Origin of the sequence: Novosphingobium sp., from assembly GCF_036733805.1 — a bacterium.
Taxonomy (GTDB): domain Bacteria; phylum Pseudomonadota; class Alphaproteobacteria; order Sphingomonadales; family Sphingomonadaceae; genus Novosphingobium.
In genome coordinates this window covers 93,963-104,777 of record NZ_DAIMZT010000005.1, presented here as the reverse complement: position 1 = coordinate 104,777, position 10,815 = coordinate 93,963, and the positions used below count along the sequence as shown (strand labels likewise).

Below are 10,815 nucleotides of genomic sequence, written 5' to 3'. Positions count from 1 at the left end.
CTCTGTCTGCGGCCCCGCGCCTTGCCAGGGCCTATTACAGGGCAACCGTGGCTGCGGGGAATTTGTCCACGCCGCCTAGGACTTGCGTGATTATCCTTTCGAAACGGCATGATCGCGCGGATCACGCTTCTGTTCGGTAAGCGGGGCTGGTAAGGCGCGGCACATGAGAGAGATCACTGTCGCCGCCCTGCAACTCGCCCTCGGCTCGCCCGACGAACGGGAGAACATCGCCGCCGTTTCCGCGCTGGTGGAAGAGGCGGCGGGGAAGGGCGCGCAGATCGTGTTGCCTCCGGAATTGTTTTCCGGCCCCTATTTTTGCAAGGCGGAGGAAGAGGAACTGTTCGCCCTGGCGCGCCCTACTGCGGAGCATCCTTCCGTCATTGCTATGCGGGCTTTGGCAGCGAAGCTGGAATTGGCGATTCCCACCAGTTTCTTTGAGCGTGACGGTCATCACTATTACAACACGCTTGCCATGATCGGTCCTGACGGGGCGATCATGGGTACTTACCGCAAGAGCCATATTCCTGACGGGCCGGGCTATGAGGAGAAGTATTACTTTCGGCCCGGCAATGACGGGTTCAAGGTGTGGGAGGTGTTCGGCACCCGCATCGGCGTGGGCATCTGCTGGGACCAGTGGTATCCCGAATGTGCGCGGGTGATGGCGCTTATGGGCGCTGAGATGCTGTTCTACCCCACCGCGATCGGATCGGAGCCTTATGACGCCGATCTCGATACCAGCCGTATGTGGCGCCGGGCGATGCTGGGTCATGCGGTTTCGAACTGCATGCCGGTGATCGCCGCCAATCGCATCGGCGTGGAAGCCGAAGGTGTGAGCGAGCAGGCGTTTTACGGCCATTCCTTCATTGCGGACGAGTGGGGCGATTTCCTTGACGAATTTGGCAAGGAAGAGACCGGCGTGCTCATCGCCGGGATAAACCTTGACCGCGCGGCGAAGCACCGTGCCGGCATGGGCTTCTTCCGCGATCGCCGCCCGCAGCTTTACACCCGGATCGCGCAGGACATCTGAAAACCTTGGGCAAGCACCATTATCTCATCGCCCTAGGGTCCAACATGCGCCATGTCCGCTACGGCAGCCCGCGCCGCGTGATCGCAGCCGCGTTGACCGCGCTGGACCACGGCAAACTGGAGGTGCGAGCTGCCTCCAAAGTGATAGAGACGACGCCTCTTGGCCCCTCGCGGCGACGTTATGCCAACGCCGCCGCGATCATCCACGGCAAACGCGATCCCGAGCAAATGCTGCACAAGCTGCGCAAGATCGAGCAAGCGTTCGGCCGTAGACGCACCGGACTGGAATGGGGCGCCCGCGTGCTCGATCTTGATATCATTCTGTGGAGCGGGGGCGCCTGGGCAGATGAAGGGGACGAGGCCAGCCTGGTCATCCCCCATCCTGCGTTCCGTGACCGCGACTTCGTGCTGCACCCGGCCGCCGCCATTGCCGGCACTTGGCGCGACCCACTTACCGGACTTACCGTAAAGCAATTATCAGCCCGCTTGACCAAGCCTCATCCGGCCCCTAGGTGACCCCTTCCACAGCCACTACGGCTCGGGGGCCCTTAGCTCAGTCGGTAGAGCAACTGACTTTTAATCAGTAGGTCGCTGGTTCGAATCCAGCAGGGCTCACCATTACTCACGTCACGCGCGGCGCATTATTTCAGACGGTCCGGGCGGCTAGCCAATTTGCAAAATCGTCAGCTTTGAGCTCTCAGGCCGCTTTGCCTGAGCCCCGCCAGCACGACTGCTTCGTCGTTGTCGGGGGTGTCGCCGCTTGAACCGACGGCGCCCAGAACCGCTCCGTTATCATCGACTACGATGACCCCGCCCGCGGCTGGCACCATGCCGGCCGGTGCAATCGAACCGAGCGAAGCAATGAAACTGGGCCTGTTTTCGGCAATCTCGGCAATAGCCCGCGACGACATCCCCAGTGCGAGCGCGCCGCTTGCCTTGCCGGTCGCGACGCCGGCGCGCATGAAGGAAGCACCGTCTTCGCGCCGGAGCGCGATGGGATGTCCGCCAGCGTCAAGAACCACGATCGTCATCGGCTTGAGACCGCGTTCGCGGCTGTCGACCAAGGCGGCCGTGATAATCGCGTCCGCCGCCTTCAGCGTGATTCTGCTCATCCTAAATCTCCCTCATCCAAGTCTGGTGAGTACGTGGCACGTCCCGTCGCGAAAATCATCATGATTGATGCTTGTGCCGTCCATAGCCGCACGGCAGGCGGGGCGCCGCCTCATGGGAGGCGAAAAATGCTTTCCTACAAAAACCAATATGGTTATATGATGGGGAGTCGCTCACTGAATTTGGAGGACTCTCGTGCCGCTTCTCGATTCCCTCTTTGGTCCTATCACTCGCCTTATCGACAAGGTAATCGTCGATCCTGAAGCACGGGACAGGGCCAAGCTGGAGCTGCTAAAGCTTGATAATTCCCATGAATTGCAAACGCTTCAGGCTAGTCTTTCAGCCATTATCGCGGAAGCCGGATCACCTGATCCGTGGACCAGCCGGGCACGGCCGAGCTTTCTTTACGTGATGTATGCCATGATTCTCTGGGCGTTGCCGATGGGTGTGATCGCCGCGTTCAATCCGGCGATGGCACGCGCAATCTCTTCTGGCATCAACGCTTATCTGGCCGGTATTCCCGAGCCGCTCTATGCGCTCTTCGGTACGGGTTACCTCGGCTATTCGGCCATGAGGCAGTGGGGCAAAGTCAAAGGGTCAGACCGGTGACAGGTGGGGAGCCGAAACTGCTGCATCGGCTTTCCGGTGCCGCTTGCGCGTCCGCGCGCCGTCGTTAAAGGTCAATGCCAGTCGTTTACAAGCGGGCGTCGGGGGTTTTCCAAACCATGGCAAACAAGCTGATCTATGTTCTCAACGGGCCCAATCTCAGTCGGCTCGGCAAGCGCGAACCCGAGATCTACGGAGCGCAGACGCTCGACGACATCGCCGCCTTGCTGGTTGAGCGCGGGGAAGCCCTGGGGCTGGATATCGAGATGCGCCAATCAAACCATGAAGGTCATCTGGTCGACTGGCTCCACGAGGCGGAAGAGGAAGGCGCGCACGCCGTGCTTCTTAACGCGGGCGCTTATACGCATACTTCAGTCGCCCTGCTTGACGCCATCCGTTCGATCGCCGTGCCGGTGATCGAAGTTCATCTGTCTAACCCGCAGCGGCGCGAGGAATTTCGCCACAAGTCATGGGTGGGTCAGGCTGCGAAAGGTACGGTGGCCGGGTTCGGCGCACAAAGCTATCTGCTGGCGCTGGAGGCGGCTGCCCAGTTATGATCGGCGTCTGACCGCGTAGGCATTCGCCTCAGGCCAACGCTTGTTCCTTCTCTGCGTAGAGTCGTTCCAGCTCGGCGCGGCTCTTCTTTTCGGCGGCGGTCTTGAGCTGGCCGCACGCGGCATCGATATCGCGACCGCGCGGCGTGCGCACCGGGGCGGAAATGCCTGCTTCGAAGACGATGTTGGAGAACGCCTTGATCCGCTCGGGCGTGGAGCACTCGTAAGGGGCGCCTGGCCAGGGATTGAAGGGGATCAGATTGACCTTCGCCGGCAGATCGTATCGCCGGATCAGGCGGACCAGCTCGCGCGCGTCCTCATCACTGTCGTTCTTGTCCTTCAACATCACGTATTCGAAAGTGATACGCCGCGCATTGCTCGCGCCGGGATAGTCGGCGCAGGCCCGCAGCAGTTCCTCGATGCCGTACTTCTTGTTGATCGGCACGATCTCGTCCCGCACCGCCTTGGTTACCGCATGAAGCGAAACGGCAAGGTTCACGCCAATTTCCTCACCGCATTGCGCCATCTTTGGCACGACGCCGGAAGTGGAAAGCGTGATGCGGCGCTTGGACAAGGCAAGGCCGTCGCCGTCCATGACCAGTTTGAGGGCGTCGCGCACATTGTCAAAATTGTAGAGCGGCTCGCCCATGCCCATCATCACGATATTGGTGAGCAGACGGCCATCGGCGCAGTAGGAGCCTTCGTCCTCCTCGTCGTCCAGTCCGGCCATCGTGGCGGTCCGAGTGTCATGGACGCCCTTGGGCCATTCGCCGAGAGCGTCCCGCGCGAGCATGACTTGCCCGACGATCTCGCCCACGGTCAGGTTGCGGACCAGGCGCATGGTGCCGGTGTGGCAGAACCGGCAATTGAGCGTGCAGCCGACCTGGCTGGAGACACAGAGGGTGCCGCGGTCCGCGTCGGGAATGAAGACCATCTCGAAATCGTGACCGTCAGCCGTACGCAGGAGCCACTTGCGCGTGCCGTCACTGGAATGCTGCGCGGCGACGACGTCCGGGCGACCGATCACGAAGCGCTCGGTCAGCCAGGGGCGCATGGTCTTGGCGATATCAGTCATCGCCTCGAAATCGGTGACGCCGCGATGATAAAGCCAATGGAAGACTTGCTTTGCGCGCAGCTTTGCGGCTTTGGCATCAAGCCCTGCAGCTTCGAACATCTCGGCAATGCGTTTTCTGGGCAGGCCAATCAGGTCGACACGTCCATCCGCCCGCGGGGTAACGTCGCGCGGAACGGGAACCGGGTCAATGTGGCCGGGAATCGGCATCAAGCCGCCGCCGGCGGGACTGGTGTTCGTTTCTGACATGATCGGGGCGCATATAGTGCAAGTTGAGGCGAAGCGAAAGAAGGGGCGTTCGCTACGCTTGGCGAACGGCGAAACGCGACCTCGCCCGTTATCTCAACGTAGCCGCGCACACCCAATGGCTGCGGCATCCATGGCGGAGGCGGCGCCGGCGAGCGGCCAGCTGTTGGCAAAGAGCCGCCCCTGCGCATCGCGCGCATTGACCGTCATGCTGGTGGTTGACCGCATGGCTGCGATGATGGCGGCATTGTCGCGATCGTTTGCCGGCCATGCGTCGCCACCGCCGCCTATCAGGCCAATGCGTTCGGCCCCGATGTGCAGGGTGATCGTCGGGTCCGCACCCAACTTGCGCGAAAGCCGAAAGTGCACCTGATTGCGAGCGCCGCGCCGAGGCCAGGTGCCGATCGCCGCGTAAGGCTGATAATCACGCCGAGACGCGCTTGGCTCGGCCATGGCTATGGCATAGCAGCGGGGAATGAGAGGATCGCGAAATGCCCCCCAACTGCCGTAAAGGCCCAGGCTCTCCCGCGCCTGAACCGTGCCTGCGGTCAGGGCCAGGACGCAGATGACGGCAAAAATGCGGGCCGGTGAGCGAAGCATGTTTGCGGCTATAGCTGACCGGGGCGCAGATGAAACGTGGGCGGCGCGGAAAACGCCGCGGAGAGGGAGGAACTCTCAGCCATGCGGATATGCGATCTCAAGCACTTCCCACTCTTTCTCGCCCGAAGGGAGACGGACCACGCGCAAGTCTCCAACTCCGGCGCCGCGCAGGGCGCGGGAAAGTGGCGCGCTCCAGCCGATGCGGCCGGCGCCGGCGTCCTGCTCGTCATCGCCGACGATCGTAACGGTGATGCGATTGTCGTCCTCATCGGCGAGTTCCACGGTAGCGCCGAAGAATACCTTTCCACGCTCCGTCTGAATTGCCGGATCGACCACGCGAAGCGCTTTCATGCGGCGCGCAAGGTGCGCCAGTTCCCGATCGATCTCGCGCATGCGCTTGCGCCCGTAAAGGTAATCGCCGTTTTCCGAACGATCACCGTTACCGGCCGCCCATGAGACGATCTCGACAATTTCGGGCCGTTCTTTGCCGAGGAGATGATCGTAACGCGCGCGCATCGCGGCCATGCCTGCGGGGGTGATAGGGGGACCGGCGGGTTTCATGAAGGGCGCTTAGCCGAAATTCATTCAGAACTTGAAGTGGTTCGTGTCGAACGGAAGAGACGACGATCCTACCGTCAGCCGGGCGCGCGTTTGCCCGGCATCAGATGCGTGAGCTTATTCAGGCCGTTGTAATCGGACTTGTCCGGATACATCGCCTCATAAACCACGGCGTTCTCCAGCACCCGCTGGATGTAGTTCTTGGTTTCGTAATAAGGGATTTTCTCGATCCATTCGATCCAGTCTACCATGCCGGTACGTGGATCGCCGTTATCACGCAGCCACTTGTTCACATTGCCGGCGCCGGCGTTATAAGCGCCGACGGCCAGCGGCGTGGCTCCGCCGAAATAATCCATCATGCGTCCGAAATAGGCGTCTCCCAAGCGGATGTTGTAAGTCGCGTCGGTCGTCAGCAGGGAAGGGTCGAAGCCGAGGCCAAGCTTGCCCGCCTGCTCGCGCGCGGTGCCCGGCATGAGCTGCATCAGCCCGCGCGCGCCGGCATAGCTGACGGCGTTCTGCGCGAATTGGCTTTCCTGCCGGGTGAGGGCGTGGATCATCGTCCAATTCGTGCCTGGCGGCGTCGGGATCAGTGGGAAAGCGATTTCGCCAAATTCGCCATAGCCATCGGCGTGGGCTTCCTGCCCCAGGATCACCGCCAGGTCTCGTCGACCGATCTCCCGCGCGAGCTCCGCGACCAGCACGTGATCGGCCTCGCTCTTGGCTTGATCGCTGATCTGGCGGAAGAATTGGACGGTGGTTCGCCAGTCGGCGTCCTGCGCCACGTCGCGCACGGCCTGCGTGATCGGTCGGGCCATGAAGGCCCGGCGTTCCGCCTGCGTCGGCACGATCCGCGGCACGGTATTCAGGCTGGGCAGCGGCCGCCCCAGTCGTTCCAATGCCAGCTGACCGTAGAAATATTGCGGATATTGGGCGGCCATTTCGAAATAGCGGTTGGCGCCCTGTATGTCACCGGCCAGCGCTGTTGCACGGCCCGCCCAATAAAAGCCCTTGGAACGGGTGCCGGGCGTCTGGGCCGCCGCGCCATAGCGGTAGAACAGCGGCGCTGCCCGGCGCGGGTCCCGCAATTCCCACAAGGCTTTCGTGCCGCCCAGCCAAACGAGCGTCGTATAATCATCACGCAGGCGATAGGACGCTTGGCTGATGTCAGTGCCTGGTGCAAAGGCATCGTCGACCGATCCGGCGATTCGCACCGCCGCATCAGAGCCGGCCCCTCGCGCGGCGTTCAAAAGCTCGCGGATCCATGCTTCGGGATAGGGAACGGGCGCGGAAAAAGGGGGGCGACTGGCGAGCAAGGCAATCTCGCCCGGAAGACCGCCGGAGCGCCGTGCCTGCACCGCGCGGTTATAGACATAGCCGGGATCTGAAGCGACCGCGGGTGGAAGTGTCAGGCCCAGCGATCCGGGCGCAGCGCCCTGCAACAGCGCCAGCCGCTCCATGAATACCGCGCGCTTGCCGGTTGAAACGAAGGAAATCTGCCGCTCCGCCTGATCGGTTTGCCCTTGCCAAAGCAAGGCGTCCATCCGCGCGTCGTGATCGGCCGGTGCCAGGACATCGCGGTAAAGCGAGAGGAGAGTGGCTTCAGCATTGGGCGCCAGGCTGCCGCGACGCCAGGCTTCAACCGCCTTCTCGCGCGCGTCATATCGGCGCATGGCGGAAAGGGCCGTGGCATAGCGCCCGGCGGCTTCGCTGCTGAGCGGCGGATAACGATCGAAGAAAGCAGCCACGGTCGTCGGATCGGGCGATTCGTTCATGAGCGCCTTTTCGGCGAATCCGCGAATCTTCTCTTCCTGCGGATATCCCGGATAGGTCAGCAGAAAGCTGGCGTAAGTGGAAAAACCCATGCCGCCCTGCGCCACGAGTAATTTCCATTGGTCAATCGCCTGGTGCACGGCCACATCGTGCTTCTGCATGGATTGCGCCCGCGCGACGTCCCATTCGCGGCCGTCCTGGCTCCAGGCCGGTGCTCCGAAACATGCAAGGGAAACGGCCAGAATGAGGGGTGAGACGCGCAACATGCTGGACATTTTGGAAAGAGGCTCCTTATCAGGCGCTGAACGTGACGGCCGTTGCGGCGGGGATGGTCCCCGGCCAGGCCGATAATTGAACGTCAGCAGGGGTAAAGTCCATGTTCTCGGGGTCCATTCCGGCACTTGTCACACCATTTCGTGATGGCGCCTTTGATGAGCAGGCGTTTCGCCGGCTGGTGGACTGGCAGATCGAATGCGGGTCCTCGGCGCTGGTTCCTTGCGGCACGACGGGCGAAAATTCCACGCTCTCGAACGCCGAGCATCACCGGGTGATCGAAGTGTGCATCGAACAGGCCGCCGGCCGCGTGCCGGTGATCGCAGGTTGCGGCAGCAACGACACGATGAACGCGCTTCTCCACATGAATTTTTCGAAGAAGTGCGGCGCCGCCGCCGCGCTGCTGGTGGCGCCTTATTACAATCGCCCCAGTCAGGAAGGCTTGCTGGCGCATTTCAGTTATCTGGCCGAGCATAACGAGTTGCCGATCGTGCTTTATAACGTGCCCGGACGCACTGTGACGGACCTCTTGCCCGAGACCGTGTGCGAACTGGCGCGTCGATATCCTGACCGCTTCATCGCGATCAAAGACGCCAGCGGGGATCTCAGCCGGGTGACCGATCACCGCTTGGGCATCGGCAAGGACTTCTGTCAGCTTTGCGGTGACGACGGACTGGCCCTGCCGTTCAACGCCGCCGGCGGCGTCGGCTGCATTTCCGTGACGGCCAATGTCGCCCCGGCACTCTGCGCTCAGTTCCAGGCGGCTTGCGCGGCCAACGATCTGGAAACCGCGCGTGAACTTAACGACAAGCTCTATCCGCTGCATTACGCCATGTTCGAAGACAGCTCGCCGGGCCCCTGCAAATACGCGCTCACGCAAGTTCACGATTGGATCGAGAACGAACTGCGCCTGCCGCTGGTGCCTTGCAACGACAAGGCCCGCAAGGCCGTGGACGAAGCGCTGGTTCACGCCGGACTGCTGTAACCCGGCGGGACGGCATCAGTCGGCCGGGTTGTATTGCTGGACGAACCGCATAGCCTCCTGCAGCATTTGTACCCGCGTGTCGCTGACTGACAGCCAGTGGTCCTCATGCGCAAGGACGACGAATTCATGTGGCTTTCCAGCCTCTGTCAAGGCGTTTGCCATGACTTCGGATTGATGGAACGGCACCACGGTATCGTCCTTGCCGTGAACGAGCAGAATGGGGGCGTCCGCGTCCGTGGCATGCTGGCGCGGCGATACGGCCTTGTAAAGCTTGGGATCGTCTCCCAGGAACTCGCGCATGGAACGCCACGACATCGGCGAATAATCATCCGCTGCGATCTTTGATTGATAGAACATCTGAAGGTCTGAGATCGGCGCGACGGCAACGGCGCAGCGATAGAGGCCGTGCTGAATGGTTACACCGGCGAGCGCAGCATAGCCGCCATAGCTGGCGCCCATGATGCAGGCCCGCTTTCCATCGACGATACCCCGTTTCACAAGCTCTGCCAGACCGTCGGAGATATCCGTCTGCATCTTGCGGCCCCATTCGTTGCGCGCCGCGTTGCGGAACACATCGCCCCGCTGGGTTGAACCGCGAAAATTCGGTTGGAACACGGCGTAACCCCGTGACGCGAACGCCTGAGCCCACCAATCGAATTCGGCCTTGTCCGCGGCATGGGGGCCACCATGAGGAAAGACCACCACTGGCAGATTTCGGGGTTCGCGACCGGGCGGCAGTGTAAGGATTCCATCCATGTCCAGTCCGTCGCTCGCCTTGTACGGTACGGTCGAGATAGCGCCCACCTGTTCGGGGGCGATAGCGGTTCGTTCGTACCCTAGCGGGTCGGCCCGGTGACTGGTCACGTCGACGGTGAAGTAAGTGCCGCTGTCCCCATTTCCGCTGGTGCGAACCAGTACGTGACTGAAATCGGACGTCCAGTCGACCAGCTCCACGCTAAGATCGGGAAAGGCTCTGTAGATTTTGCGCGCTGCCAGTTGTTTTGCCGGATCGTAAAATACCGGCTTTGGCTTTTCACTGTCTTCAAGATACCCAAGCAGCCGCGAGTTGGTCTTATCCACGAAGATGCGTTTGATGGCCACGTCCGCCAGGATTTCTTGCGGTGTGCCGCCCGCCAGGGGAAGTTCCATCCAGTGAGTGAGGCCGCCACTGTCTCGCACCGTGTAGATAACGGTGGAACCATCCTTGCCAAAGCAGAGCAGCCCCACATGGCCGAGCTTATCGGCTCCGGAAGCAATCGTTTTGCCGGCAGCGTTCCTGATCGTCCAGGAACCCTCCTTGTTGCGTATCACGAAGTTGGCCTGCGGAGCGCCGTTGCCGTCGACCAACCAGTCCTGTTCGATATCGCCTTCAAGAGCGGGGCTGACCTGTCGCGCCGAATTGTTGGCCAGGTCCACCCTGGCGAGCGCGGCGTTGGTGTTGAGCGCGGGAGTGTCGACGCGGATCGCGCCGAAGAAGCCGATCCAGCGACCGTCGATATTGCGGATGCCGAAATCGCCGCGCGTCGTATTGGCGAACATGCGGCTGTTGTTGAGGACCATCCGGGGCTTCGACCCGTCGAGGGAAACGAGAAGGGCCGCGTCCAGTTCAGCTTTGTCGGTCGTGAAATCAGGCCCCAGGGGGACCGTCGACGAATAATGGAGGATAACCATGTCCTCGCCGACGAACTCCAGATTCCGGACCTTGATATTCCCCAGATTTTCCGCGGAACGCGGTTTCATCCGGGCATCGAGCACCGTCAGTTTGCTGGCCCCTCCAAATTGGATGACCGCGGCGACGCCGGCCCCGCTGGGCGAGATCGCCGTTTTTTCTATCGCCGGCAGTTCGCCATAAGCTTCGAGCGGCGGCGGGGCAGGCGGTGCTGCCAGGACGGTGGACGAAGCAAACAAGCTGGCAGAAGTCAGCAAAAAAGTTATCGAACGCAACTGATGTACCCCCGTCGTTCCCGACTTTTCTTTTGAAGAATTTTCGTTCCGCTTCAAGTCAGACAAATAGG

The 10,815-nt window shown here is 61.7% G+C and carries 11 protein-coding genes and 1 tRNA gene; 6 read left to right on the top strand and 6 right to left on the bottom strand.

Annotation, left to right across the window (positions count from 1 at the left end):
- Nucleotides 1-163 precede the first annotated feature (163 nt).
- The 3 genes from aguB to V7D69_RS02875 all read left to right on the top strand — a co-directional run bounded on the left by aguB (nucleotide 164) and on the right by V7D69_RS02875 (nucleotide 1,644).
- A complete protein-coding gene (gene aguB, locus V7D69_RS02885; RefSeq protein WP_333605015.1) occupies nucleotides 164-1,027 on the top strand; it encodes an N-carbamoylputrescine amidase in 864 nt (287 codons plus the stop codon).
- 44 nt (nucleotides 1,028-1,071) lie between these two features.
- The gene (gene folK / locus V7D69_RS02880) at nucleotides 1,072-1,542 is read left to right on the top strand and encodes a 2-amino-4-hydroxy-6-hydroxymethyldihydropteridine diphosphokinase (RefSeq protein WP_333605014.1); all 471 of its coding nucleotides are present in this window, start codon (nucleotides 1,072-1,074) and stop codon (nucleotides 1,540-1,542) included.
- A gap of 26 nt (nucleotides 1,543-1,568) precedes the next feature.
- A tRNA-Lys gene (locus V7D69_RS02875) sits at nucleotides 1,569-1,644 on the top strand.
- A 65-nt stretch (nucleotides 1,645-1,709) separates the two neighbouring features.
- Here V7D69_RS02875 and V7D69_RS02870 read toward each other — a convergent pair.
- On the bottom strand, nucleotides 1,710-2,138 hold the full coding sequence (locus V7D69_RS02870) for a GlcG/HbpS family heme-binding protein (protein WP_324064345.1): 429 nt from the start codon (nucleotides 2,136-2,138) through the stop codon (nucleotides 1,710-1,712).
- 193 nt (nucleotides 2,139-2,331) lie between these two features.
- Between V7D69_RS02870 and V7D69_RS02865 the strand changes: the two genes are divergently transcribed.
- The gene (locus tag V7D69_RS02865; RefSeq protein WP_324064346.1) at nucleotides 2,332-2,745 is read left to right on the top strand and encodes a holin family protein; all 414 of its coding nucleotides are present in this window, start codon (nucleotides 2,332-2,334) and stop codon (nucleotides 2,743-2,745) included.
- 116 nt (nucleotides 2,746-2,861) lie between these two features.
- The gene (gene aroQ / locus V7D69_RS02860) at nucleotides 2,862-3,299 is read left to right on the top strand and encodes a type II 3-dehydroquinate dehydratase (protein WP_324064347.1); all 438 of its coding nucleotides are present in this window, start codon (nucleotides 2,862-2,864) and stop codon (nucleotides 3,297-3,299) included.
- Between the two features lie 28 nt (nucleotides 3,300-3,327).
- On the opposite strand, the gene rlmN is transcribed toward aroQ, so the two are convergent.
- From rlmN to V7D69_RS02840, 4 genes are all read right to left on the bottom strand, one after another.
- Nucleotides 3,328-4,617: a 23S rRNA (adenine(2503)-C(2))-methyltransferase RlmN gene (rlmN, locus tag V7D69_RS02855; protein ID WP_324064348.1), complete on the bottom strand. Its 1,290-nt coding sequence runs from the start codon at nucleotides 4,615-4,617 to the stop codon at nucleotides 3,328-3,330.
- A gap of 93 nt (nucleotides 4,618-4,710) precedes the next feature.
- Nucleotides 4,711-5,214 carry a hypothetical protein gene (locus V7D69_RS02850; RefSeq protein ID WP_333605013.1) on the bottom strand — a complete coding sequence of 168 codons (504 nt, stop codon included), beginning with the start codon at nucleotides 5,212-5,214 and terminating at the stop codon, nucleotides 4,711-4,713.
- Between the two features lie 75 nt (nucleotides 5,215-5,289).
- The gene (gene greB / locus V7D69_RS02845) at nucleotides 5,290-5,775 is read right to left on the bottom strand and encodes a transcription elongation factor GreB (RefSeq protein ID WP_324064350.1); all 486 of its coding nucleotides are present in this window, start codon (nucleotides 5,773-5,775) and stop codon (nucleotides 5,290-5,292) included.
- 74 nt (nucleotides 5,776-5,849) lie between these two features.
- Nucleotides 5,850-7,817, bottom strand: a complete 1,968-nt coding sequence (locus tag V7D69_RS02840) for a lytic transglycosylase domain-containing protein (RefSeq protein WP_333605012.1) — start codon at nucleotides 7,815-7,817, stop codon at nucleotides 5,850-5,852.
- Between the two features lie 101 nt (nucleotides 7,818-7,918).
- Between V7D69_RS02840 and dapA the strand changes: the two genes are divergently transcribed.
- Nucleotides 7,919-8,800: a 4-hydroxy-tetrahydrodipicolinate synthase gene (gene dapA, locus V7D69_RS02835; RefSeq protein WP_324063920.1), complete on the top strand. Its 882-nt coding sequence runs from the start codon at nucleotides 7,919-7,921 to the stop codon at nucleotides 8,798-8,800.
- 15 nt (nucleotides 8,801-8,815) lie between these two features.
- Here dapA and V7D69_RS02830 read toward each other — a convergent pair whose 3' ends face one another.
- Entirely contained in the window at nucleotides 8,816-10,726 is a 1,911-nt protein-coding gene (locus tag V7D69_RS02830) for an alpha/beta hydrolase family protein (RefSeq protein WP_324063919.1), read from the bottom strand.
- Nucleotides 10,727-10,815 lie beyond the last annotated feature (89 nt).